The organism is Pseudomonas khorasanensis, assembly GCF_014268505.2.
Classification (GTDB): Bacteria; Pseudomonadota; Gammaproteobacteria; order Pseudomonadales; family Pseudomonadaceae; genus Aquipseudomonas; species Aquipseudomonas khorasanensis.
In genome coordinates, this window is the sequence record NZ_JABWQP020000004.1 from 90,516 (window position 1) to 116,555 (window position 26,040).

Here is a 26,040-nt window from a genome sequence, read left to right on the forward strand (position 1 = left end):
GTCCGGTCTCAAGCTGGCTGTTTTGCCGTGACGAATGCCGCGAGGCTCGCCACGCTGGTGAAATGGTTGCGGGTGTCTTTGGCATCGGCGTCAATCTTGATGCCGTATTTTTTCTGGATCGCCAGACCCAATTCCAGCGCATCCACGGAATCCAGACCAAGGCCCTCACCAAACAGTGTTTGTTCGTCGCCGATGTCGTCAGGGCCGATGTCTTCAAGGCCGAGGGCGTCGATGATCAACAGTTTGATGTCACGCACCAGGCTAGCGGTGTTCAGTTCGCTCATCTGCGGCGAGCTCCTTAATGAAATAGTCATGCAAATAATCGTTGAGCTTGCGCGAGGCCTGCGGTGCGGGGCCTTGCGCGGCGAAGGTCTGTGGGTCTATATCGGCCCCGACGCGAAAACTGAAGTGCACGCGGCGATTGGGGATGCGATACCACGGTTCGGCTTTGGTCAGGGTGGTCGGGCTGACCTTGATGATCACCGGCGTCACGATTTTCGCACCGCGCAGGGCAATCGCCGCCGCCCCCCGATGAAAGGCCGGCGGCTGCCCCGGCTGGGTGCGCGTGCCTTCGGGGAAAATGATCAGGGTCTGGCCGTCCTGCAGCGACTGTGCAGCGGCATCAAGCATGTCCATGCTGCCGTCGTTGCTGATGTACTCGGTGCGGCGCAGCGGGCCACGGGTAAAGGGGTTTTCCCACAGCGTTTTCTTCACAACGCAATTGGCGTGGCGCACCAGGCCGATCAGAAACACCACATCGATCAGCGAGGGGTGGTTGGCAATGATCATCTGGCCCGGACGGCCAAGGCGTTCGGCGCCCTGAATGTCGTAGGTGAGCACGCCGGTGCGGGCCATGAACCGTACGAAAAACCAGAACAGCCGACTGACTGTGCGGCGTGCGCGCAGGCGACGTACGAGCGCGTCACCGGGCAGGCAGCCGAGCAACGGAAACACGAGCAGACGCAGGCACAGCCCGCCGAGCCCGAACAAGGCAAAGCTTGCGGCGGTGGCCAGCAGGCGCCAGTAGTAGGCGTCGCGGTGTTTGCCGGTCACGGGTTGCGTTGCCAGGTCCATACACGATTTTTCCAGGCATGTTGGCAATCAGGTTGCTGGCCGAGCAGGGTGAGCAGCAGGTTGAGCGGGTGCGGCCAGTGCGCCTTTGACTGGGTTTTCGTGCCGCTGTTCAGGGTCAGCCGCCAGTCCGTACCCGGGGTCAGCAATAAACCCACGGCGTAGGGGAACGGTACATCGTCAATCCAGCGCGAGTACGCCTCGGGCGGTTGCTCTTCGGTGATCACCAGCAACACCGCCGGGGCGCCTTCCTCGAGCAGCGCCGCAGCTTCCAGCATGCCGTGTTCGAGGCCGTCGCCTGCGGCGGCGAGGGCGGTCATCTCGCTGGTTTCGCCGCGCATGATCGACCACAGGCCGATGATCGCGTTGTGCACCGAGAGGCTGAACTGGGTTGGCGACAAAGGTTGCTCTGTCGCCAGGTCACTGAGGATATCGAACGTGCGCGGGGTTTCGCCGTGTCGCGAGATGAACACCAAAGGCAGGTTGTCCCGTCCGTCGGCCAGTGGCCAGCCAACGCTGAAGGCCATACGCGCCAGCCGGCTGAGGCGACGGCGCTGCATGGCCGGCAAAAACGACACATCGGGCGCGGCATCGCTGACCGGGAGCACGACGGGCTGCCGGCTCCACGCTTGCCAGGCGTCCACGCTGTCGAGCCCGGGAGCCCAGGCGCGCCATTGTGCGATGTTGAAGTTGATCACGGACATTCATCCCGCCCCTGCGGGCTTTCGTTGACGCGTTGAGTCGCCAGCGCCGCAGCTCGCTTGGCTTGGCGCATGGCGCCGGGTGGCGCGCATTATCCCGGTGCGACGGGTGCGTAGCAAATGCTGGTTACATTTTGGCCAACAAAATGTACCGAGCGGTTCGCCGGGTAACTGTCACTTGGCCATTATCCAGAATCTTCGCGGCCTGTCTGTCAGGTGTCTCCGTATTTATCGGCCGTTTTTTCCATGTCGGCCTGCCGATATTTACACCTGACGGCGTAGTCCCCGTCCGAGGAGGTAGCGAAGCGAGGTCACCCGCCACTACACTCGGTCATTCTTTGGTACACGGAGGTTTGGTCATGCGGCGCGTGGTGTTCAATCAGAAAGGTGGCGTAGGCAAATCCAGCATCGCCTGCAACCTGGCAGCGGTCAGCGCCAGCGAGGGGTATCGCACGTTGTTGGTCGATCTCGACGCCCAGGCCAACTCCACTCAATACCTGACCGGGCTGACCGGCGACGACATTCCGATGGGCATTGCCGATTTCTTCAAGCAGACCCTGTCGTCCGGTCCGTTTTCCAAAAAGAACCAGGCAGATATCTACGAAACCCCGTTCGACAACCTGCACATCATTACCGCCACCGCCGAACTGGCCGATCTACAGCCCAAACTTGAGGCCAAGCACAAGATCAACAAGCTGCGAAAATTGCTCGATGAACTGGCCGAGGATTACGACCGGATTTATCTGGATACTCCGCCAGCGCTGAATTTCTATGCGGTATCGGCGCTGATTGCGGCTGATCGTGTGCTGATCCCCTTCGATTGCGACAGCTTTTCTCGCCAGGCCCTGTACGGGCTGATCGCCGAGATTGAAGAATTGAAGGACGACCATAACGAAGGCCTTGAAGTCGAAGGCATCGTGGTCAATCAGTTTCAGGCGCGGGCCAGCCTGCCGCAGCAGATACTGGATGAGCTGATTGCCGAGGGCTTGCCGGTGCTGCCGGTGTATCTGAGCAGTTCCGTTCGCATGCGCGAATCCCATCAGGCCAGCATGCCGCTGATCCACCTCGATCCACGGCACAAGCTGACTCAGCAGTTTGTCGAACTGCACAATCTGCTGGAAGACCACTGATTCCCCGACTCACACGCAAATCTCCTGTGGGAGCGAGCCTGCTCGCGAAGAGGCCGGCACATTCAACATCGGCGCTGAATGATCGACCGCCTTCGCGAGCAGGCTCGCTCCCACAGGGTGGTCTGTGTTGGGTCAGATGCCTTGGCTACGTAGCCACGCCATCAACTGCGGCAACGGAAACGCGCCACTCTGGCGCGCGACTTCCTTGCCGTTTTTAAACAGAATCAGGCTTGGAATCGAACGAATCCCCAACTGCGCCGATAACTGCGGGTTCGCCTCGCTGTCGAGTTTGGCCAGACGACACTTGCCCGCCAACTGCGCGGCCGCCTGTTCGAACACCGGCGCAAACGACTTGCACGGCCCGCACCAGTCTGCCCAGACATCCACCAGCAGCGGCAGGTCGCCCTTGATCTGGCTGGCGTAATCGCCTTGCTTGAGTTCGAACGGTTTGCTCAACAGCACCGAAGATTTGCAGCGCCCGCACCTGGGCTGGTCGGCGAGGCGTTCGGCTGGGATACGGTTGAGGCCGTTACAGGTGGGGCAGGGGATGAGGAGAGGGGTATTCATGTTCAGCTCATTGAAATTCAGCGGTTCGTGCGACCTATCTGGAGCCGCAAGAACTGTTTATCAAGTTCGCACAGTGGGGCTCAGGAAGAACAACTGATTTCCAAATGCTTGCCCCACTCCGGCGGCCGCTCGGCATAACTCGCCATCCCCGGCTGCTCCTCGAACGGTTTGCTCAACACCGTGTGCAGCCGGCGAACCTCCGAGTAATCTCCTTGTTCTGCTGCATCGATGGCTTTTTGCGCGAGGTAATTGCGCAGGATGTACAGCGGATTGACCGCGTGCATCCGCGCACGGCGCTGTTCCTGACCGGCATCGCCCTCGCGGGCAACCCGGGCAACGTAACGTTCGCCCCACGCATCGAAACCCTTGATATCAACGAAGTCGTCGCGCAACCGGACGACAGCCTGTTCCGGTGACTGCTCACCGAGTCGGCGGAAGAACAGGGTGTAATCAACACCGCTGTTCTGCATCAGTTGCAGCAGACTCTCCAGCAGTTGCTGGTCGTCATCCTCAGCGGTGGTGAAACCGAAACGACGTCGCATCAGGTCCAGGTAATGCGCCTGAAACAGCGGCAGATACAGCTCCAGCGTTTGACGCAGGGCTTCGACGCTGATGAACGGTGTCAGCGCCTGCGCAAGGGCGCTGAGGTTCCACTGGCCGACCGGCACCTGGTTGCTGAACGAGTAACGGCCCTGATCATCGGAATGGTTGCAGATGAAGTGGGCGTCGAAATCATCGAGGAAGGCGAACGGGCCGAAGTCGAAGGTGATGCCGAGGATCGACATGTTGTCGGTGTTCATCACGCCGTGGCAGAAACCATAGGCCTGCCATTTGGCGATCAGTTCGGCATTGCGCTCGACGACTTCGCGGAACATCGCCAGATACGGTTCCGGCTGCTCCAGGCATTCGGGAAAGTGCATGGCCAGTACGTGTTCGCCGAGCTGCTTCTGCTGCTCGGGGCGCTTGGTGTAATAGAAGTATTCGAAGTGACCGAAGCGCACGTGGCTCGGTGCCAGGCGCAGGACCATCGCGGCACGTTCCTGCTTCTCGCGCCACACCGGGGTGTCGGAGTCGATCACGCACGCCGCGCGCGAAGAAGGGATGTTCAACGCATGCAGCGCTTCGGAGGCGAGGAATTCGCGAATCGACGAACGCAGCACCGCGCGCCCGTCGCCCATGCGCGAAAACGGCGTCTGCCCGGCGCCTTTGAGATGCAAGTCCCAGTGTTCGCCGGCTTCGTTGTAGACCTCGCCCAGCAGCAACCCGCGGCCATCGCCCAGTTGCGGGGTGTAGCCGCCGAACTGGTGCCCGGAATAGACCATCGCCCGTGGCTCGGCGTCAGCCCAGAGTTTGTGGCCGCCGAACAGTTGCGCGAATTCTTCGGTTTCTGCGGTGGCCGGATCGAGATCCAGCAAGGCCAGGGCTGCCGGGCTGGCGACGACCAGGCGCGGATTGTCGATTGGCTCGGGCAAGACGTGGGCGGAGAACGCATCGCCCAGACGGGCGAAGCGGTTATCGAAAGTCAGTTCGTCGAGGGCTTTCACGGGCCGGCTCCAGCAGAATGTCCGAGCATTCTGCTGGGACCATGACGGTTAGTCGAGTTTGGTCGGCGGCGGTTCCTGCGAGGGTTTCTGCGCATCGACGATCGGCACGATGGTTTTATTCTCGGGTTCCACCGGCACCATCTTGTATTCCTGGCCGTGCAGGTTCTTCAGATAAACCTCCATCTGGCGGAACGAGATGTTTATGTGCTGTTTCTTGAACTCGCGGTTGATGAAGCGGTTGACTTCGTCAAGCACCGGGTTGCGGTCACCGAGATCGCGCACGTGCATGCGCAATTCATGGTCAAGGGTGCTTTCGCCGAAGTTGAGGAAGTACACAAGCGGCTCGGGTTCCTTGAGCACACGCGGGTTTTCCCGGGCGGCCTTGAGCAACAGTTCTTTAACCAGGTCCAGATCGGAACCGTAATCGACACCCAGTTTCAGCGTCACCCGGGTGACGGTGTCGGTCAGCGACCAGTTGATCAGTTGCCCGGTGATGAACGTCTTGTTCGGAACAATGATGTCCTTGCGGTCGAAGTCGGTGATGGTCGTGGCGCGGATGCGGATCTTGCTCACCGTGCCCGACAGATTGCCGATGGTGATCGTGTCGCCGATCCGCACCGGACGTTCGAACAGAATCATGATGCCGGAGATGAAGTTCGCAAATATCTCCTGCATACCGAAGCCGAGGCCGACCGACAGCGCCGCCACCAGCCACTGCAACTTGTCCCAGCTCACGCCGAGGGTCGACAGGGTGGTGACGAAGCCGACGCCTGCAATCACATACGAAAGCAGCGTTGTGGTCGCGTAAGCACTGCCCTGAGCCAGATTGAGTTTGGACAGCACGAACACTTCGAGCAGGCCCGGCAGGTTGCGCGCCAACGCAAAAGTGATGCCGATGATGATCAGCGCGCCGAGCATGTCGCCGATGCTGATCGGCACCATGCTCATGTTCGAGCCAGTGCCGCTGGTGTATTCGTACAGAGTGATGTTGTCGAGGTACGAGAACACCGAAATCAGGTCCGACCAGACCCAGTACAGCGCCGCGATGAAGCCGCCGAGCAGGGCCAGGCGGATCAGGCGAAGGGATTGTTCGTTGACCTTCTCGATGTCCAGTGTCGGCTCTTCGATCACGGTTTCGCCGTCGCCGGCTTCCTTCGCCGCCTGACGTTTGGCCAGGGCGCGCTGGTAGGCCAGGCGACGTGCGGCAACGCTCAGGCCACGCACGAAAGTGGCTTCGATCACCAGCCAGAACATCAGCAGGTATAAGGTATTGATCAAGCGGTCGCTGAGTTTCAGCGCGGTGTAGTAATAGCCGAAGCACACCGCGACAAACAGGGCGATCGGCAGCAGAGTGAACATCACACCGACGGCTTTGCGGAACAGCGAGGCATTCTGGTGCGTCGGGCTGCTGATCAGCAGGCGGCTGAGCAACCACGCCATCAACGCGTAGCAGGTCAGCACCACGGGCATGCCCAGCACATCATCGGCCAGTGCTGCCGGCTGCAACTCGGCAACCGCTACCACGGCCACCAGCGCCATCACCACCAACCCGAGCCGGCGCACCCAGCCCTGGAGGAATTCGACTTGCGGTTTCTCCCAGCGGAAGTGCAGTTCCGCCACGCCGCCCGGCGCCAGAATCCGGTATGCGGTGTAGAACACCAGCCAGGCCTGGCCCATTTGCAGCAGGGCGGCGCCCATGTTGGCGTTCTGCCCGCGTGCGTCGATCTGCAAGGCCAGACCGCACAGCGCCAGACCCAATGCCACCGGCATCGCCAGCAGGATATTGATCAGAATCGCCTGAGGCGTGTGCCACTGGCTGTCACGCTTAAAGTGGCCGATGTCCTGGTGAACCTTGTTCAGGCGGCCGTACAGACTCTTGCGTCGCCACAGCAAGGCGCCGATCAGCAGCGCCAACGGCAGGAATAGCAGTGGGCGCTGGGTCAGGCCATCGGTCAGCTCGCTCAGGCTCGACGCCCAGGGCAACGTGTTGACCTGCCGCTCCAGGCGCTCGGGCACACCGCGCATCCACTCCACGTCCAGCGGTTTGTTGCTGGGAATCCAGAACATCTGTTCGTCGAGGGTCGCGCGCAGGCTTTGCGCGGTGCTGAGCAGTTGTTTCTGGTTGAGCTGCAGGGTGATCGATTCGTTGAGCATCGCGCTCAGTTCGCGGTTCAGCCGTTCCAGCAGGTCGGCGCGGGTGTTGGCCAGATCCAGCAGGCTTTTGCGCAGTTGCGGGGTGACTTGTTCCGGCGGCTGAGTGGCCAGCAAGTTGTCGACATAAGTCGACGGGTTGCTCAGCAGCTCGCGTTGCTGGCTGACATCGAACTGATAAAGGCGAATATCGGCGATCTGGTCGGCGAGGTCGCGGTCGACTTTGAGGTGCGGCAGCGCCTGTTTCTGTTTATAGAGAATCTTTGACAGCAACAGGCTGCCCTTGAGCACGCTGATCTGCTCGTCCAGTGCCGAGTCACTCTGGGTCAACGTGTCGAGTTGCTGTTTGGTCTGCAGGTTCTGCTGGGTGACTTCGTTGAGACGATCGGTGCTCTTGAGCAGGTAGTCGGAAAGCTTGAGGTTGGTAGCGCTCTCACTCGCCAGCAGACTGCTGCCGCCAGCCTTCTGCGCTTCGATCGATTGCTGGGTGACGGTTTCCTGCGATTGCGCCAGGCGCTTCTGGTTGATCAGGGTTTGCAGTTCCTGAATCTCGCGGTCGAGGCGGTCGGATTTCTCCGAGAGCAAATCGTGCTGCGCATTGCCCAGATCCTGCAGCTGGGTGTTGCCGGCCAGTTCCTGACGGCGCAGCGGAATCAACGCATTGAGTGCGGCCAACTCGGCATTCAACTGGTCGCGCTGTTCAGCGGTGACCGTTTTGCCGGTGTCCTTGCCGGATTTCAGAATGGCGTTGATCTGCTGAATGCGTGTCTGGCTGGCCGAGATCTCGGCCTGGGCGCGCTCAGGGCGGGTTTGCGCCGTGATGATCAGGCTGTTGGCGTCGGCCAGGGCTTTTTGCAGATCGCTTTGCTGGGTCGAGCGATCCGTGAGGATCTGCTCCAGTTGCTGGATCGACTCTTTGGGGAAGCGCTGCGCCACGGGTACTGGCGCGCTGGCCTTGAGACGGCTCAGTTCGCGGGTATTTTCAATCGTCAGCTTGGGCGCGCTGGCCAGCTGACGCTTGAGATCGATCAGCTTCTGCTCGTAATCACGCTGATTGTTGAGCTGGTTGAGCGTGTTCTGCAGGACGGTTTGCAGGGTCTTCTTGTCGGCGTCCGGCAGTTTGCTGTCGGCAAGCTTGTCCAGGCTGGCCTGCACGGCGTCGCTGGACGGTGGTTCGGCGGCGTGAAGCGGGCCGACAACAAGACTGAGGCCCAGCAGGGCCGCGGCGAAAAAGGAGCGCAGGGTAGGCATAGAGACCGGTCAAGCAAGTGAGAGTGGAGGCAGTTTAGAGGAAGAGTCCGGGGCCCGGGCGACTTCCTTCGGGGAATCTGACGCCCACTTTGCCGATCTTGTTCCCGTCCATGACCGCGACCGTCCAGTGGGTGTTGTTCCACTCCACCTGGTCACCGACGATGGGAGCACCGCCGACTTTCTGGGCAATGAAGGCGCCCAGGGTCATGTCCGGATCGATGCCGTCGGCCGGCAAGCCATACAGCGCAGCAACCGCTTTAAGCTGGGCGTCTCCCTCCAGCACGAAGTCGCCGAAGAAACGCAGATCGAGGCCACGTTGCGGCGCCTGGCTGAACAGTTTTCCGAGTGCCGGCAAGTTGTGTTCGTGGCCAATAACACACAGTAAATCATCGACTTCCAGCACCGTACTACCCGACGGATGGAGCAGTTGCTGGCCACGAAACAGGGCCGCGATGCGGGTGCCTTCGGGCATTTTCAGCTCGCGCAAGGGTGAGCCGATACACCATTTTTCCGCGCCGAGCTTGTAAACGAACAGCTCCCACTCGCTGGTGACGTGCACTTCCAGCGCCGCGCGGGAAATCGGCGCCGGCTCCGGCGGTACGGTCACCTTTAGCAGTTTGGCTACCCACGGCAGGCTCGTGCCCTGCACCAGCAGCGACACCAGCACAATGAAGAACGCGAGATTGAAATACAGCTGCGCATTGGGCAGCCCGGCCATCAGCGGGAATACCGCGAGAATGATCGGCACCGCGCCGCGCAGGCCGACCCAGGAAATAAAGGCTTTTTCGCGACCGTGGAAGGCCTTGAACGGCAGCAGGCCGACCATCACCGACAGCGGCCGCGCGAAGAGAATCATCCACAGCGCCAGACCGAGCGCGGGCAGGGCGATCGGCAACAAGTCGTGCGGCGTGACCAGCAGGCCCAGCACCAGAAACATGCCGATCTGCGCCAGCCAGGCCATGCCGTCGAGCATGTGCAGAATGCCGTGCCGGCTGCGCACCGGGCGGTTGCCGATGACAAGACCGCACAGGTACACGGCGAGGAAGCCGCTGCCATGCAAGGCGTTGGTCAGGGCGAAGACCACCAGACCGCCGGCGACGATCAGGATCGGATACAGCCCGGCCGCCAGATTAATGCGGTTGACCAGTTGCAGCATTACCCAGCCGCCGCCAAGGCCGATCACGCCGCCAATGCCGAATTCGCGAATCAGGTGCGTCAGCAGGCTCCACTGCAGGCCCGTCTGGCCGCTGGCAAGCATGTCGATCAAGGTGACAGTGAGAAACACCGCCATGGGGTCGTTGCTGCCGGATTCGATTTCCAGGCTGGCGCTGACCCGTTCGTTCAGACCTTTACCGCCCAGAAGCGAGAACACCGCTGCGGCGTCGGTCGAGCCAACGATGGCGCCAATCAGCAGGCCCTGAATCAGATTGAGGTCAAACAGCCACGCGGCGGCCATGCCGGTCAGCCCGGTGGTGATTAACACGCCAACGGTGGCCAGCGACAACGCCGGCCATAGCGCCACGCGGAAACTCGACACCCGCGTGCGCAAACCGCCATCGAGCAGAATCACCGCCAGGGCGAGGTTGCCGACCAGATAGGCCGTCGGGTAGTTATCGAAAATGATCCCGCCACCATCGACCCCGGCGGCCATGCCGACCGCGAGGATAATGACCAGGATCGGAATGCCGAGACGTGAAGAAAGAGAGCTGACGAGAATGCTTGCGCCTACCAGCAACGCGCCGATCAAGAACAGGCTGTTGATGGTCGTCGCATTCAAAGGCAGTACTCCAGAAGCGGAAAGACGAGGCACAAACTGACCATGCAGTCTGCGTGCCAGCGATTCTAACCTGTTGAAATGTGATGCTGTCAAAAAGGTTTTGCAGTTAACGCGTTAGTGATCGTTCCCACGCTCCGCGTGGGAATGCAGCCCGGGGCGCTCTGCGTCCCAAAACGCACGCAAAGCGTCCAATGAGGCATTCCCAGGCAGAGCGTGGGAGCGATCAGAGAATCAAAAGATCACAGCCTGCGGCAGCTCCTACGGGGGATGTCAATCCTGGGTAGGAGCTGCCGAAGGCTGCGATCTTTTGCTTTTGAAGGTTACAGGCTGAACCGCCCAACCATGTTGTTCAGGTCCAGCGCCAATCGCGATAGCTCATTGCTCGCGGCACTGGTCTGATTCGCGCCGGTCGCCGATTGCACCGACAGATCGCGGATGTTCACCAGGTTGCGATCCACTTCACGGGCCACTTGCGCTTGCTCTTCCGCAGCGCTGGCAATCACCAGGTTGCGCTCGTTGATTTCGACAATGGCGGTGTTGATGGTATCCAGCGACATTCCGGCGCCACGCGCGATGTTCAGTGTCGACTCGGCGCGCTCGGTGCTGTTGCGCATCGAATCCACGGCGTGTTCGGTGCCGCTCTGGATGCTGCCGATCATGCGTTCGATTTCGCTGGTCGACTGTTGAGTGCGATGCGCCAGGGCCCGAACCTCGTCAGCGACCACCGCAAAACCACGTCCGGCCTCACCGGCACGTGCCGCTTCGATCGCCGCGTTCAGCGCGAGCAGGTTGGTCTGGTCGGCCAGACCACGGATCACGTCCAGCACCTTGCCGATGTCGCGGGACTCGTTGGCCAGATCGCCGATCAGCGAGGCAGTGCTTTGTACATCTGCACTCATGCGTTCGATGGCGCTGACGGTTTCCTGCACCAGGTCACGACCGTCGCCAGCCGAGGTGGTGGCGTTTTTCGAGGCTTCCGACGTGCTGACCGCGTTTCGCGCGACTTCTTCCACGGCGCTGGTCATCTCGTTGACGGCGGTGGCCGCCTGCTCGATTTCGTTGTTCTGCTGAGTCAGCCCGCGAGCGCTTTCGTCGGTCACGCTGTTCAACTCTTCCGCTGCAGATGCAAGTTGCGTCGCCGAACCCGAGATGCGCTGCAGGGTGTCGCGCAGTTTCGATTGCATCTTGGCCATGGCCGCCAGCAGGCGACCGGCTTCATCTTCGCCATCGACATGGATCGGCTGCGTCAGGTTGCCCTCGGCGATGGTTTCCGCTGCGTCCAGTGCCTTGGAGATCGGTTTGGTGATGCTCACGGTCAACAGCCAGGCGAACAGCATGGTCAGGCCGCTGGCGATCACCAGAAGAGTGACTACCAGATTGAACGACATCGAATACTGATCTTTGGCGCCTTGATCGGTCTCGGCGATTTGCTGGGTGTTGATCTCCAGCAAGCGCGCCAGCGCGGTATTCACCGCTTCCGAGTTGCTCAGCAAATCGCTGTTGAGCATCTGCCGCAACTCGTCGACCTGGTTGTTGCGCGACAGGGTTTTCATGCGCTCTTCGAGCTGGCGGTACTGCGTGAGCAGCTGCACGTATTGATCGTAGGCCGCGCGCTCCTGCGGGCCGTCAATCAGCGGCTCATAAAGACGTTGCGCATCGGCGATCTGGCGGTTGCGCAGGTCGAACAGTTCGATGGTTTTCTGCTGCACGTCCGCTTCGCGGTTGATCAGCAAACGATAGGAAAGCACGCGCAGACGCAAGGTCAATTGGGTGAATTCGTCGAGGGCCTTGATCGATGGGACGCTGGCGGTGGCGATGTCTTCGCCGGCCGCACGGATTTTGCTCATCTGGTTGAGGGCGAATACCCCCAGAATCAACATCAGGCCGCCGATCAGGGCGAAACCGGTGAACGCCCGTGGGGCGATATTCATATTGCGAAGGGACATGGGCGGATACCAAAAAGGGCCGCATCCATGCGGGCTGAGACTGCTGTATGGGTGACTTATCGGTCATGCGACTAAAGTCTTGAGGTGGTGTGCGTATTTGTCGCAGACGGGCTTGAGCGACGAAGTGCAGGAACCAGATCGGACAATCACAGTCTTTTAAACTCGCAGGAAGGTTCGCCACCCAGGAAAATCAAGGCCTTGCGCCGGTTAACCCTGGCATCCGTGGTGACTTTTCTTTATCGTACGCGCCCTTTGAAAAACGCTTGGAAGATCAAAATGTTGGAAGCATCCCTCAGCCAATTGGAACAGCTCGTCAGCGACCTGGTGCAACAGAACCAGACCCTCGCACGGACCAACCAGACCCTGTCCGCGGAACTGGCCCAGGCCAAGGATGAAAACGAAAGCCTGCAACTGAACCTCATGGAGCAGGAAGAAAAACACGGCGCCACCGCTGCCCGCATTCAGGCCCTGGTTGATCGCGTCAACGCAGGCCCTGTCAGCGCATGAACTACGGCACAGCAGGGGTAAAAGTCATCTCCATTCTCGGGGAGGACTATTCGATCAAGGCACCGGCCGGGGAAGAACAGACCCTGCTGGACGCGGCCATGATGCTCAAGGCCGCGCTGGAAGATACCAAGCGCAAATACCCGACGCTGATCGGCGACCGCTTGCTGGTGCTGGCGGCGATGAATCTGTGCTCGCAGCAGATCGAAATGAAGAAACAGCACAAAGAAGAACTCGACCGTTATCAAGAGCAAGTCAGCGCCACGGTCGACACCATTGCCAAGACGATCAATCAGGGCTGATGGAGTTGCGCACAACCAAAGAATAGATTGTCGATAAGGTTGTATACAATCGGCACGGCTGTTGCAGTGTTCCAGCCACTTATTCTTTGGGGGTGCTCCATGCAGTGGTGGCGACGCAGTATTCAGTGGCAATTGATTCTTGGCATGGGCACGGCCCTGCTGATCAGCATCGTGATCGTGGTTGGCATTTATACCCTGGTGGTCAACCGCCTCGCCCAGCGCTATCTGGTCGAGCAAGCACTGCCGTCGAGCATCGAGGCGACGCGCAACGATATCGAACGCATCCTCGTGCAACCTCTCACTGCGGCCAAAGACATCGCCAGCAACACCATGGTGCGCGACTGGCTGGCAGCGGGCGAAGACAGCAGCAAAACCGCGCTCTTCGCTCAATATCTGGAAGGCATCCGCGCCGAACACAAAGCCTTTACCGCGTTGATCATCGGCACCGCATCCAGTCACTACATCAATGAAAAAGGCCTGGACCGCACCCTCAGTCCCTCCAAACCGGCCGATGCCTGGTTCTATTCCTTCCTCGATAGCGATCAGCCGCGCACCCTGAATATCGACAACGATAGCGCTACCGGCGAACTGGCTCTGTTTATCGACCTGAAGGTCGAGCAGGCCGGCAAAGTCGTCGGTGTGGCCGGCCTCGGTCTGAGTATGAAAGAGTTGTCTGAGCTGATTCACGACTTCAGTTTCGGTGAGCGCGGCAAGGTCTATCTCGTGCGTGCCGACGGTTTGATTCAGGTCCATCCCGAAGCGCAATCGAGCGGCAAGCGCACCCTGACCGATCAGATTGGCGCGCAGGCGGCGCAAGCAGTGATGGGGCATAAAGACGCGGTCAACAGCAGCTTTCAGCGCGACGGCGAAGATTTCCTCGCTTTCAGCCTGCCCCTGCGCGATCTCGGCTGGACGCTGGTGGCCGAAGTGCCGCAGTCGCAGATCTACGCCGAAGCGCGAAAAGCGATGTGGATGAGCGGTGGCATCGGTCTGCTGGTGGCGTTGGTCTGCCTCGCCCTGGTGGTCTGGCTGGCGCAGGGCCTGGTGCGACCGATTCGACAGGTAACACGGGCGTTGGTAGCCATCGGTAGCGGTGGTGGAGATTTGACCCACCGGTTAGATTCCAGCCGCGCCGACGAATTAGGCGATCTGGCTCGCGGCTTCAACCGTTTCCTCGACAGCCAGCGCGCGATGATCGGCGAGGTGCTGACCACCAGCGAGCGTCTGCGCACGGCCGTCGGGCAAGTGGCGAAGGTCGTCGACAACACTGCCGAGCGTTCCGGCCGCCAGCAGGAAATAACAGACATGGTCGCCACAGCCGTTCATGAAATGGGCCTGACGGTGCAGGAAATCGCTCAGAACGCCGGCAACGCAGCGCTGGCTTCGCAGACGGCGCGAGACGAAGCGCTATTGGCACGGGAAGTCGTGGGCGGCTCGATCCGCCATATCGAGAGCATGTCCGAAGAGATCGGCGTGGCGGCGGGGGCGGTCGGTGAACTGGCGCAGCAAGTGGCGTCGATCGACTCGGTATTGGCGGTGATTCGCGGTGTCTCCGAGCAAACCAACCTGCTGGCGCTGAATGCGGCCATCGAGGCTGCACGTGCCGGGGACATGGGGCGTGGATTCGCGGTGGTCGCCGATGAAGTGCGCACTCTGGCGCGCAGAACTCAAGCCTCGACCGACGAGATTCAACAGATGATCGGCAGCCTCAAACAAGGGGCGGAAAACGCGGTGTCTTCGATGCGTACAGGCCAGGCGGCGACGGGCACCGGCGTCGAGTCGAGCCAGCGTACCGGGGCGTCGTTGACGGCGATTACCGGGCAGGTCGAGCGCATCAGCGATATGAACCATCAGGTGGCGGCGGCGACGGAAGAGCAGTCAACGGTTACCGAAGAGATCAACCGTAACGTGCAGGGGATTTCCGATCTCGCCCGGGCGACGGCTGGGGAAGTTCGGGCGTGCCGTGAGGATTGTCAGATGCTGCAGCGGTTGGCAGATGATCTGGCGCGGCAGATGGGTGGGTTCAAGTTGAGTTGAGAGCTGTATCGCCTGAGCTGACGCCTTCGCGAGCAGGCTCGCTCCCACATTGGTTTCAGCGTGTTCACGAATCCTGTGAACACCACTCCTGGCCTGTGGGGGCGAGCCTGCTCGCGAATGGTTCAGTCGCTAAACAGCTTGTGGATCAGAACCACTCATCTCGCATCCCCAGACACGTATCATCCCGGGCCTGCAGCAAGTCCAGCTCATGGTGACAGCCCGGCACTTCCCAGGTCAGAAAATACCGCGCCGCCTGCAGCTTGCCCTTATAGAAGTCGGCGTCCGCGGCATTGCCTGTCGCCAGTCCTTCCTCGGCGCGAATCGCCTGCTCCAGCCAGCGCCAGCCGATCACCGTATGACCGAACACCTTCAGGTAAAGCGCAGAATTCGCCAGGCTGCTGTTGACCTTGCCTTGCGCCAGATCGGTCAGCAGGCCGATCGTCACGGTTTGCAGACGCGCGACGAGTTTTTCCAGCGGTTCACGCAGAGCGGTCAGCGATTCATATGCTGTGGCGCGCTCGGCCGTTGCAGCCATCAGGCGAACCAATTGCTTGAGACCCGCGCCGCCGTTTTGCGCCAGTTTTCGCCCGAGCAGGTCCAGCGACTGGATGCCATGGGTGCCTTCATGAATCGGGTTAAGACGGTTGTCGCGGTAGTACTGCTCCACCGGATATTCACGAGTGTAACCGTGGCCGCCCAGAATCTGGATCGCCAGTTCGTTGGCCTTCAGGCAAAACTCCGACGGCCAGGATTTAACGATCGGGGTGAGCAGGTCGAGCAGCTCGTGGGCCTGCTTGCGTTCGGCTTCGGTCTCCAGCGTGGTGGTGTCATCAAACAATCGCGCGGCATACAGACCAAGGTCAAATGCCCCTTCGACGTAGGATTTTTGCGTCAGCAGCATGCGTCTGACGTCCGCATGCTGAATGATCGCCACCGGCGCGGTCGTCGGGTCCTTGCTGTCCGGCACCCGGCCTTGTGGACGTTCGCGGGCGTATTCCAGCGAGTACAGATAACCGGCGTAGCCGAGCATCACCGCGCCCATGCCGACGCCAATGCGAGCCTCGTTCATCATCTGGAACATGTAGCTCAAACCCTGATGCGGCTTGCCCACCAGATAGCCTACGCACTCACCGTTATCGCCGAAATTCAGCGCCGTGGACGTGGTGCCGCGCCAGCCCATCTTGTGGAACAACCCCGCCAAAAGCACGTCGTTGCGCTGGCCCAGGCTGCCGTCGTCGTTGACGAGAAACTTCGGCACGATGAACAGCGAGATGCCTTTCACGCCCGGCGGCGCATCCGGCAGCTTGGCCAGAACCATGTGCACGATGTTTTCCGACAGCGGGTGATCGCCGCCGGAAATGAAGATCTTGTTGCCCTTGAGGCGATACGTGCCGTCGGCCGCCGGCTCGGCGCGGGTGCGAATATCCGACAGCGATGAACCGGCGTGCGGCTCGGTCAGGGCCATGGTGCCGAAAAAGCGACCATCGATCATCGGTTGCAGGAAGCGCTGTTTCTGTTCTTCGCTGCCGAAGCTTTCGATCAGGTTGGCCGCGCCCATGGTCAGGAACGGGTAGGACGTCGAGGCAGCGTTGGCCGACTGGAAATGCGCGAAGCAAGCCTGCGACAGCAACGTCGGAAGTTGCATGCCCCCCGCCTCGAAACTTCTCGCCGCGTTGAGGAATCCGGCTTCCAGGAAGGCATCCACCGCCGGTTTTACTTCAGGAATCAGAATCGCCTGGCCGTTCTCATAGCGCGGCTCGTTCTCGTCGCCTTTGCGGTTGTGCGGCGCAAAATACTTTTCGGCGATGCTGCGGGCGGTTCCGATGGCGGCGTCGAAAGTCTCGCGGTTGTGCTCGGCAAAACGCTCACGCCGGGTCAGGCCCTCGGCATCAAGGACTTCATACAGCTCGAAAGCCAGATTACGGGAACTGAGGAGCGTCTCGGACATGGCGGCCTACCTGAAGATTGGGGTCGGGCCGAGTCTAGGCTTGCTGATAAAGGCTGAACAGGATGATTGATGGGCGTGATACAGAAGCAAAAGATCGCAGCCTTCGGCAGCTCCTACATGGGACGGTGTAGGAGCTGCCGAAGGCTGCGATCTTTTGATCTTCTGTAGGAGTGATTCCAGGCGACCATTGCGGTCGCCTGGAATTGCAGCGGTTTAACCGATGGTCATCAAGCTGGCGTTACCACCCGCCGCAGCGGTGTTGACACTCAATGCACGCTCGATTACCAGACGCTCCAGCGCAATGTTGGTCTCGCCCTGGGACAAGCCCTGAACCCCAACAATTGCGCCGCCACGCTGGGCAATTTGCTGGCAGACGCTGCGCAACTGGTCGGAATGGCCGTGGTGCAGAACGGCATCAAACACCACCTCGTCCTTGTTCCAGTCGGCAACCCGCTTGACGCGCGTCTGAATTTCTTTCGGCAGACGTGCGAACAAGGACTTGGTCAGTTCGGATTCCGGCCACACCGCCGAACCCCCTACCGCCAGGACTGCCGCCAGTTGCGTCAGCAGGTCGCCTTCGACCTCGGCCAGGCACAACACGTGCTCGCGCGGCAGGATCGCATAACTGTTTTTCTCGCCGGTCGGACCGGCCAGCACACGGGTGATGCCGCTCTGCGATTGCGCCGCGTATTGCACGCACAAAGTGCTCAGGTCAGCGAACTTGTTGTGGTCGGCCCAGGCTTTCAGGGCGTTCAGCGGTTGGCTCATGGCGTCGCGCAGACGGACGTCTGGCGCGACGACCGCATCACCGCGAGCGAAGGACTGTTCGATGGCGTCGGTAGGACGCGTCGACAGCAATCGGTACAGATACAGCGGGCCACCGGCTTTCGGGCCGGTACCCGACAGGCCTTCGCCGCCGAATGGCTGTACGCCGACCACTGCACCGACGATGTTGCGGTTGACGTAGACGTTACCCGCATTGACGTTGTCGATCACCTTGGCGATGGTCTCGTCGATACGGGTGTGCACGCCCAGCGTCAGGCCATAACCGGAAGCATTGATCTGGCCGATCAACTGATCAATCTCTTTGCGCTTGTAGCGAACGACGTGCAGAACGGGGCCGAAGATCTCGCGTTGCAGCTCGTCGAAGCTTTCCAGTTCGATCAGGGTCGGCATGACAAAGGTGCCGCGCTTGACCTCTTCGCTGTCGGCAATCGCGACTTGATAAACGTTGCGACCTTTGTCGCGCATGCCCTGGATATGCTTGTCGATGCCGGCCTTGGCTTCGGCGTCGATCACCGGGCCGATGTCAACGGACAGACGCTCCGGGTTGCCGAGACGACTTTCCGCCATGGCACCTTTGAGCATTTCGATGACGCGGTCGGCGGAATCTTCCTGCAGGCACAGTACGCGCAGTGCCGAGCAGCGCTGGCCGGCGCTGTCGAAGGCCGAAGACACCACGTCGATGACAACCTGTTCGGTCAATGCCGAGGAGTCGACGATCATCGCGTTCTGGCCACCGGTTTCGGCGATCAGCGGAATCGGACGGCCCTGACTGTCGAGACGGCCAGCAATATTGCGTTGCAGCAGGCGCGCAACTTCGGTGGAGCCGGTAAACATCACGCCTTTGACGCGCTCATCACCCACCAGGCCGGCGCCGACGGTTTCACCGCGACCCGGCAGCAATTGCAGCACGCCTTCTGGAATCCCTGCTTCCAGCAGCAAGCGCACAGCTTGCGCGGCAACCAGCGGGGTTTGCTCGGCCGGTTTGGCCAATACCGGGTTACCGGCAGCCAGTGCGGCGGCGACCTGACCGCTGAAGATTGCCAGCGGGAAGTTCCACGGGCTGATGCAGACCACCGGGCCCAGTGGGCGGTGGGCGTCGTTGCTGAAATCGTTGCGTGCCTGCACGGCGTAATAACGCAGGAAGTCGACGGCTTCGCGCACTTCGGCGATGGCGTTGGCGAACGTTTTGCCGGCTTCGCGAGCCAACAGGCCCATCAGCGGCTGGATCTCGCCTTCCATCAAGTCAGCGGCGCGTTCCAGAATCGCCGCGCGCTCGGCTGGCGGGGTGGCCTGCCAGATAGGCGCAGCGTTCAGCGCGCATTGAATTGCATTGTCGACGTCTTCAACGGTGGCCTCCTGAACGTGACCGACCACATCGCGGTGATCAGCCGGGTTCAGAACCGCGACCGGCGCTTCGCTGCTGGAGGCGCAGCCAAGCATCGGTACGGCTTTCCAGTCGGTGTGCGCGGTGGCCAGCAAGGCGCAGGACAGCGACGCCAGACGGTGTTCGTTGGCCATGTCGATGCCGCTGGAGTTGGCACGCTCGGCACCGTACAGATCACGCGGCAGCGGAATGCGTGGATGCGGCAGGCCGAAACCACCTTCCACGGTCGCCATCTGCTCGATCTGCGCCACCGGATCGGCCACCAGCTCCTGGATCGAAATCGACTGGTCGGCGATGCGGTTGACGAACGAGGTGTTCGCGCCGTTTTCAAGCAGGCGGCGAACCAGATACGCCAACAGGGTTTCGTGCGTGCCGACCGGTGCGTACACGCGGCACGGGCGGTTCAGCTTGCCTTCGGACACTTTGCCGACAACCTGCTCGTAGAGCGGTTCGCCCATGCCGTGCAGGCACTGGAATTCGTACTGCCCCGGGTAATAGTTCTGACCGGCAATGTGGTAAATCGCCGACAAGGTGTGGGCGTTGTGCGTGGCGAATTGCGGGTAGATGACTTCCGGCACCGACAGCAGTTTGCGCGCGCAGGCAATGTAGGAAACGTCGGTGTACACCTTGCGGGTATAGACCGGATAGCCTTCCAGGCCTTCGACCTGGGCGCGCTTGATTTCGCTGTCCCAGTACGCGCCTTTTACCAAGCGGATCATCAGGCGATGGCGGCTGCGGCGGGCCAGATCGATCACATAATCGATCACGTACGGGCAGCGCTTCTGATAAGCCTGGATGACGAAACCAATGCCGTTCCAGCCCGTCAGCTGCGGCTCGAAGCAAAGACGCTCAAGCAGATCCAGCGACAGTTCGAGGCGGTCGGCTTCTTCGGCGTCGATGTTCAGGCCGATGTCGTATTGCTTGGCCAGCAAGGTCAGCGACAACAGGCGCGGGTACAGCTCGTCCATCACGCGCTCGTACTGCGCACGGCTGTAACGCGGGTGCAGCGCCGAGAGCTTGATGGAAATGCCCGGGCCTTCATAAATCCCGCGGCCGTGGGAAGCTTTGCCGATCGAGTGGATGGCTTGTTCGTACGAGGCGAGGTATTTCTGCGCATCGACTTCGGTGAGCGCAGCTTCACCGAGCATGTCGTAGGAATAACGGAAGCCCTTGGCTTCGAACTTGCTCGCATTGGCGAGCGCCTCGGCGATGGTCTCGCCGGTGACGAACTGCTCGCCCATCAGGCGCATGGCCATGTCGACGCCCTTGCGGATCATCGGCTCGCCGCTCTTGCCGATGATGCGGCTCAGCGACGACGTCAGGCCCGCTTCGTTGTGCGTGGACACCAGCTTGCCGGTGAGCAGCAGGCCCCAGGTCGCCGCGTTGACGAACAGCGAAGGGCTGTTGCCCAGGTGCGGATGCCAGTTGCCGGTGCTGATCTTGTCGCGGATCAATGCGTCGCGAGTGCCTTTGTCCGGGATGCGCAGCAGCGCTTCGGCCAGGCACATCAGCGCCACGCCTTCCTGGGACGACAGGGAAAACTCCTGCAGCAGACCCTGAACAATGCCTGCACGACCGCCGGCACTTTTCTGGTTACGCAGTTTTTCCGCGATGGACGCGGCGAGCTTGTTGGTGGCTTCGGCCATTGGAGCCGGCAAGCGCGCCTGCTCGATGAGCATCGGCACGACTTCTGGCTCGGGGCGGCGGTAGGCGGCAGTGATCGAAGCACGAAGAACCGACTGCGGAAGGATGCTTTCGGCGAATTCAAGGAAGCATTGGTGAGCGTGATCGGTTTGCACTTCGCCAGCTTCGTCGGCGTCTTTGGCGGTCAAACCGTTCAACTCGGTCAGGGTTGCACCACCCTCGAGTTTTTCCAGGTAATTGAAAATTGCCTGCTTGATCAGCCAGTGCGGCGTGCGATCAATCGAGGTCGCGGCGGCTTTGAGGCGCTCGCGGGTCGGGTCATCGAGTTTGACCCCAAGGGTGGTGGTAGCCATATTTTTATCCTCATGGTTGCCACAGTTGCGTGGCATCAGCTGGCCGCAAGATTAGCCGTGCACTGAAAGAGGTGCAACCGGGTGCAACCCTTTTTTGTCGGATAAATTCGCAGCTCGTCAGGAAATAATTTTCTGCCACGAAAGTACTGCCCCTGCTTGGTGCTTTTACTTCTAGCAAAGGGCCATAACTGCCATAAAAGGGAGCAAAAACGGGGTGATCGTCGATTAATTCGATTAGGTGCAACTAATTCTCTCGAAACTGGTTGCACCTTATTTGCTTTGTTGCATAGCATTCGCCGCCAAGGTGCAACCGGGACAATCCCGGCGTACCGGCTGATGGCTTTCCTGGGGAAACATCAGTCATAAATGCGCGGGATCCCGGATCGTCTGCCAAACGTCGTCGTTTGCGTGCGGTTCACCACCGCCGCTACATAAAAACAAAGCCAGGGCGTAACTCAATGAGCGTAAGCAATCCAACCCTGATCACGTTCGTGATCTACATCGCAGCAATGGTGCTGATCGGCTTCATGGCCTATCGCTCCACCAATAACCTTTCTGACTATATTCTCGGCGGTCGCAGTCTCGGCAGCGTCGTTACCGCGCTGTCGGCCGGTGCTTCCGACATGAGCGGCTGGTTGTTGATGGGCCTGCCGGGCGCCATTTACATGTCCGGCCTGTCCGAAAGCTGGATCGCCATCGGCCTGATCGTCGGTGCCTACCTGAACTGGCTGTTCGTCGCCGGCCGTCTGCGCGTGCAGACCGAGCACAACGGCGATGCCCTGACTCTGCCGGACTACTTCTCCAGCCGTTTCGAAGATAAAAGCGGTTTGCTGCGGATTATCTCGGCGGTTGTGATTCTGGTGTTCTTCACCATCTACTGCGCTTCCGGCATCGTCGCCGGCGCTCGTCTGTTCGAAAGTACTTTCGGCATGACGTACGAAACCGCACTGTGGGCCGGTGCTGCGGCAACGATTGCCTACACCTTTGTCGGCGGTTTCCTCGCAGTAAGCTGGACCGACACCGTGCAAGCCACGCTGATGATTTTCGCGTTGATCCTTACGCCAATCATCGTGCTGCTGGCTACCGGCGGCGTCGACACCACGTTCCTCGCAATCGAAGCCAACGATCCAAGCAACTTCGACATGCTCAAGGGCACCACTTTCATCGGCGTGATTTCGCTGTTGGGCTGGGGTCTTGGCTACTTCGGTCAGCCGCACATCCTCGCGCGTTTCATGGCGGCGGATTCGGTGAAATCGATTGCCAACGCACGTCGCATCTCCATGACCTGGATGATCCTGTGCCTGGGCGGCACTGTAGCCGTGGGCTTCTTCGGTATCGCTTACTTCTCGGCGCACCCGGAGCTGGCCGGTCCGGTCACCGAGAACCCGGAACGCGTGTTCATCGAACTGGCGAAAATCCTGTTCAACCCTTGGGTTGCCGGTGTGTTGCTGTCGGCCATTCTGGCTGCTGTCATGAGCACACTGAGTTGCCAGCTGCTGGTGTGCTCGAGCGCTCTGACCGAAGACTTCTATAAAACCTTCCTGCGTAAATCCGCATCGCAGGTTGAGCTGGTCTGGGTCGGTCGCGCCATGGTGCTGCTGGTGGCTCTGATCGCTATCGCACTGGCTGCCGACCCGGATAACCGTGTGCTGGGCCTGGTGTCCTACGCCTGGGCCGGTTTCGGTGCTGCTTTCGGCCCGGTTGTACTGATTTCTGTGATCTGGAAAGGCATGACCCGCGACGGCGCACTGGCCGGTATCCTGGTCGGCGCGATCACCGTGGTCGCCTGGAAACACTGGGAAGTGATGGGGCTGTACGAAATCATCCCAGGCTTCATCTTTGCCAGCCTGGCGATCTACTTCGTCAGCAAGGCGGGTGAGCCGACCCGTGGCATGGTCGAGCGCTTCGAAGCGGCGGAAAAAGATTTCAACCTGAACAAGTGATTGTTCTGAGCTGACGCTCACCCTGAAACGGCCCGTCTCCTACAGGAGGCGGGCCGTTTTTTATTGCCTCGAGTTTCACCCGCATCGCGCAGATTCAATGTGGGAGCAGATTCGAGGGATCTGTCTGTAGTCAAAAGCGCGACTTTCCGAGGTGCTATCAGCAAAGCACGTAGGGCAAATCTGAATTTCCCGTCACCTGCTCATCATCCGTTGCCCTCATGCAGAATCGCCGCCCTCACATTGCAGAGAGACATCGGATGTTCGCGCCTGCCAATCAACCGCGTTTCACGTTGACCCTCGAAGGCGCCCAGCATGACCTCAAGGTCCTTGAGTTCACGGGCAAGGAAGCCATCAGCCAACCCTTTCGATTCGAGCTGGAACTGGTCACCGAGCGAGCGGATCTGGACCTCGAAAGCCTGCTGCATGGCCAGGCTTTTCTCGGTTTCGATGCTCAGGGGTCGGGCATTCATGGTCAGATTTATCAGGTCGGGCAGGGGGATTCCGGGAAACGTCTGACACGCTATCACCTCAGCCTAGTCCCGCGTCTGACGTACCTTGGGCACCGCATCAATCAGCGGATTTTTCAGCATAAAAGCGTTCCGCAGATCGTGACGCAGATCCTCAAGGACCATTCGATCCTGCGCGATGCCTTCGAATTTCGTCTCGGTAGTGATTACCCGGTGCGCGAGTACTGCGTGCAGTACGCCGAAAGCGACCTGGCGTTCATTCAGCGTTTGTGTGCGGAAGTTGGCATTCATTACCACTTCCAACACAGCCCTGAAGGGCATCTGTTGGTGTTCGGTGATGACCAGACCGTATTCCCGAAACTGCCCGAGCCGACGCTGTATCTGCCGGGCAGCGGCATGTCCGGTGGCGCCCCCGCGATTCAGCGTTTCAACGTGCGGCTGGAGGCCCGTACCAGCGTCGTCACCCGGCGTGACTACGACTTCGAAAAACCACGCTTGTCTCTGGAAAGCCGCAGCGACGTTGAACAGCATCCGGTGCTGGAGGACTATCACTTCCCCGGACAATTCAACGACCGCGAAACCGGCAAGCACCTCGCACGGCGAGCGCTCGAACGGCACGTTGCCGATTACCGACAGGCCGAAGGCAGCAGCGACGAGTCGACATTGGTGTGCGGTCATTTCCTGCAACTCAGCGAGCATCCGCGTAGCGACTGGAACGATCTGTGGTTGCTCACGGCCGTCGAACACCGCGGCCGCCAGCCCCAAGTGCTGGAGGAATCGGTGACCAGCGATGGCGAATCCTTCCAGGGTTACCGCAATACTTTCGTGGCCACGCCGTGGGAGGTGTTCTTTCGTCCGGCGCTCGGCGCGGAAAAGCCGCGCATGTCGGGCTATCAACCCGCAGTGGTCACCGGCCCGAACGACCTGGAAATTCATTGCGATGAATACGGACGGGTCAAAGTACAACTGGCCTGGGATCGCGACGGCGAACTGAACGAGCACTCCAGTTGCTGGCTGCGCGTCGCCACCGGTTGGGCGCACGATCAGTACGGCAGCGTGTTGATTCCAAGGGTCGGCATGGAAGTGCTGGTCGGCTTTATCGATGGCGATGCTGACAAACCATTGGTCATGGGGTGCCTGCCCAACGCCGCAACACCTGTGCCGCTGGACCTGCCGGCAGACAAGACCCGCAGCGTCTTCCGCAGCCAGAGCAGCCCCGGGGGCGGCGGCTATAACGAGCTGCGCATCGAGGACAGGAAAGGCGCCGAGGAAATCTATCTGCGCGCCCAGCGCAACTGGACGCAGCATGTACTGAACGATCAACAGGTGCAGGTCGATAATCAGCGCAGTGTGGTGGTCACCGGAACTGCCCGGCATGAACTAAAAGCCGATGAGCAACGCATCACCCATGGCCAGCGACAGACCGAGGTCAGGCAGGATGATCATTTATCCGTGCTCGGCGACCAGCAGGTTCGGGTAAACAGTCAAGCGACCAGTGCCTCTGCGCAAATCCATATCAGCGCGGGTCAACAAGTGGTTATCGACGGCGGCGCGAGCGCCACGATTCAGGCCGGCGGGCAGTGGATCAATATCGGGCCGGGCGGCATTTTCAGCAGCGTGCCGATCGTTGTGGGCGGTGCGCCAATGGTGGCGACGAGTGCTGCGCCGGTGGTGCCAGGGCTGCCGGAAAAACTTGCCGCAGCGCCGGCAGCCATGCTCACCACCGCGCAGATCATGAGCTTCAAGGGCGATGCGCCATTCTGCGAAGAGTGTGAGCGCTGCAAGGAGGGTGTCTGTGCAGCCTGAAGACTTGACGCCCGACAAATGGCTGGCGTTTGAACCGCTGAGGGGCGCTGAGCAGTTGTTCGCAATTTTCAGCCGCGCCAGTGATGCCGGTGCTTTCGAAGCCTGGAAAGGCATGGCGAATCCGGTCTGGGCCGAGACGATGTATGCCGAGTGGGACGCTGTGATGCCTTACGTGGGAATTGTCGCTGCGGATGGTGAGTTTTTGCGCTGGGTGGCTGAAACTAGGTCGCGGGACTGGGGGTGGCTGGCGGTGTCTTCGGCGAGTCTTGAAGTTGTGATCGAACACTTTCGCAGTTTGACCCAGGTACTGATGCCGGACGGTAAATCCGTGTTTTTCCGCTTCTGGGATGGGCGGTTTTTGTTGCCGATCCTGCAGTCTGGGGAGGTAGATCCTGCGCAGCTGCTGCCGGTGATCGCGCGAGGGCTGATCAACGGGCAAGCCTTTGAAATCGGCGGTCGGGCGATGGTTTCCGGGCGAGTCTTTCCGTGGTGGACTGTTCCGGAGACAGTGTTGGCGCAGACTGACGAAGGCGTGCGGGTTGCCAATGTTCTGCAATGGCTGAGCGAAGAGCACCCGGCATTGTTCGAGGACTTTCCCGAGTCAGTTTTGCGCTGCAAGGTCGGGGAGTTTTTCAAATTATCGATGTCGGAAGATTCGTCACGATCAGCGCTTCTGGAGTTTTTGCTGGCAGAGGCAGAGTGAAATTTCGGGGCAAACGCTTCGGACG

17 protein-coding genes and 2 pseudogenes are annotated in these 26,040 nt (G+C 60.4%); 8 read left to right on the forward strand and 11 right to left on the reverse strand.

All coding sequences use genetic code 11. The annotated features are described in order from the left end of the window. Window positions 1-8: 8 nt before the first annotated feature. From HU727_RS12005 to HU727_RS12015, 3 genes are read right to left on the reverse strand one after another with little or no spacing between them, the layout of a single operon-like run. Window positions 9-284: a phosphopantetheine-binding protein gene (locus HU727_RS12005; protein ID WP_186531853.1), complete on the reverse strand. Its 276-nt coding sequence runs from the start codon at window positions 282-284 to the stop codon at window positions 9-11. Beyond that, complete coding sequence (locus tag HU727_RS12010) at window positions 262-1,074, reverse strand: lysophospholipid acyltransferase family protein (RefSeq protein ID WP_186531851.1); 813 nt, start codon at window positions 1,072-1,074, stop codon at window positions 262-264. The genes HU727_RS12005 and HU727_RS12010 overlap by 23 nt, the downstream gene beginning before the upstream one ends. Then, window positions 1,050-1,775, reverse strand: a complete 726-nt coding sequence (locus HU727_RS12015) for a beta-ketoacyl synthase chain length factor (RefSeq protein ID WP_186531849.1) — start codon at window positions 1,773-1,775, stop codon at window positions 1,050-1,052. Before HU727_RS12015 ends, HU727_RS12010 begins: the two co-directional genes overlap by 25 nt. A gap of 356 nt (window positions 1,776-2,131) precedes the next feature. Here HU727_RS12015 and HU727_RS12020 point away from each other — a divergent pair, with 356 nt between their 5' ends. Continuing rightward, the gene (locus tag HU727_RS12020; protein WP_186531847.1) at window positions 2,132-2,902 is read left to right on the forward strand and encodes a ParA family protein; all 771 of its coding nucleotides are present in this window, start codon (window positions 2,132-2,134) and stop codon (window positions 2,900-2,902) included. 132 nt (window positions 2,903-3,034) lie between these two features. Here HU727_RS12020 and trxC read toward each other — a convergent pair whose 3' ends face one another. From trxC to HU727_RS26100, 6 genes and pseudogenes are all read right to left on the reverse strand, one after another. Next, on the reverse strand, window positions 3,035-3,469 hold the full coding sequence (gene trxC, locus HU727_RS12025; protein ID WP_186531845.1) for a thioredoxin TrxC: 435 nt from the start codon (window positions 3,467-3,469) through the stop codon (window positions 3,035-3,037). Window positions 3,470-3,549: 80 nt separating this feature from the next. Beyond that, entirely contained in the window at window positions 3,550-5,013 is a 1,464-nt protein-coding gene (gene selO, locus HU727_RS12030) for a protein adenylyltransferase SelO (protein WP_186531843.1), read from the reverse strand. Window positions 5,014-5,061: 48 nt separating this feature from the next. Beyond that, window positions 5,062-8,415: a mechanosensitive channel MscK gene (gene mscK, locus HU727_RS12035; RefSeq protein ID WP_186531841.1), complete on the reverse strand. Its 3,354-nt coding sequence runs from the start codon at window positions 8,413-8,415 to the stop codon at window positions 5,062-5,064. A gap of 34 nt (window positions 8,416-8,449) precedes the next feature. Continuing rightward, on the reverse strand, window positions 8,450-10,192 hold the full coding sequence (locus HU727_RS12040; RefSeq protein WP_186531839.1) for a potassium/proton antiporter: 1,743 nt from the start codon (window positions 10,190-10,192) through the stop codon (window positions 8,450-8,452). A gap of 320 nt (window positions 10,193-10,512) precedes the next feature. Then, window positions 10,513-11,385 carry a methyl-accepting chemotaxis protein gene (locus tag HU727_RS26095; RefSeq protein ID WP_371042268.1) on the reverse strand — a complete coding sequence of 291 codons (873 nt, stop codon included), beginning with the start codon at window positions 11,383-11,385 and terminating at the stop codon, window positions 10,513-10,515. Between the two features lie 30 nt (window positions 11,386-11,415). After that, a pseudogene (locus HU727_RS26100) lies at window positions 11,416-12,138 on the reverse strand (MCP four helix bundle domain-containing protein); the annotation flags it as partial. 276 nt (window positions 12,139-12,414) lie between these two features. On the opposite strand from HU727_RS26100, the gene HU727_RS12050 reads away from it, so the two are divergent. From HU727_RS12050 to HU727_RS26110, 4 genes and pseudogenes are all read left to right on the forward strand, one after another. Further along, the gene (locus HU727_RS12050; RefSeq protein WP_186531835.1) at window positions 12,415-12,645 is read left to right on the forward strand and encodes a hypothetical protein; all 231 of its coding nucleotides are present in this window, start codon (window positions 12,415-12,417) and stop codon (window positions 12,643-12,645) included. Then, complete coding sequence (locus HU727_RS12055; RefSeq protein ID WP_186531833.1) at window positions 12,642-12,944, forward strand: cell division protein ZapA; 303 nt, start codon at window positions 12,642-12,644, stop codon at window positions 12,942-12,944. The genes HU727_RS12050 and HU727_RS12055 overlap by 4 nt, the downstream gene beginning before the upstream one ends. Window positions 12,945-13,088: 144 nt before the next feature. Next, window positions 13,089-14,114: pseudogene (locus HU727_RS26105) on the forward strand (HAMP domain-containing protein); the annotation flags it as partial. A 135-nt stretch (window positions 14,115-14,249) separates the two neighbouring features. Beyond that, window positions 14,250-14,981, forward strand: a complete 732-nt coding sequence (locus HU727_RS26110) for a methyl-accepting chemotaxis protein (protein WP_437180410.1) — start codon at window positions 14,250-14,252, stop codon at window positions 14,979-14,981. A 145-nt stretch (window positions 14,982-15,126) separates the two neighbouring features. Here HU727_RS26110 and HU727_RS12065 read toward each other — a convergent pair whose 3' ends face one another. Both HU727_RS12065 and putA read right to left on the reverse strand, forming a co-directional pair. Beyond that, window positions 15,127-16,929: an acyl-CoA dehydrogenase gene (locus HU727_RS12065; RefSeq protein ID WP_186531829.1), complete on the reverse strand. Its 1,803-nt coding sequence runs from the start codon at window positions 16,927-16,929 to the stop codon at window positions 15,127-15,129. A gap of 213 nt (window positions 16,930-17,142) precedes the next feature. Beyond that, entirely contained in the window at window positions 17,143-21,096 is a 3,954-nt protein-coding gene (gene putA, locus HU727_RS12070) for a trifunctional transcriptional regulator/proline dehydrogenase/L-glutamate gamma-semialdehyde dehydrogenase (protein WP_186531827.1), read from the reverse strand. Between the two features lie 458 nt (window positions 21,097-21,554). Between putA and putP the strand changes: the two genes are divergently transcribed. From putP to HU727_RS12085, 3 genes are all read left to right on the forward strand, one after another. Beyond that, complete coding sequence (gene putP, locus HU727_RS12075) at window positions 21,555-23,039, forward strand: sodium/proline symporter PutP (RefSeq protein WP_186531825.1); 1,485 nt, start codon at window positions 21,555-21,557, stop codon at window positions 23,037-23,039. A 257-nt stretch (window positions 23,040-23,296) separates the two neighbouring features. Beyond that, entirely contained in the window at window positions 23,297-25,312 is a 2,016-nt protein-coding gene (locus tag HU727_RS12080) for a type VI secretion system Vgr family protein (protein ID WP_186531823.1), read from the forward strand. Then, window positions 25,302-26,015: a DUF4123 domain-containing protein gene (locus HU727_RS12085; RefSeq protein ID WP_186531821.1), complete on the forward strand. Its 714-nt coding sequence runs from the start codon at window positions 25,302-25,304 to the stop codon at window positions 26,013-26,015. Before HU727_RS12080 ends, HU727_RS12085 begins: the two co-directional genes overlap by 11 nt. Window positions 26,016-26,040: the final 25 nt, after the last annotated feature.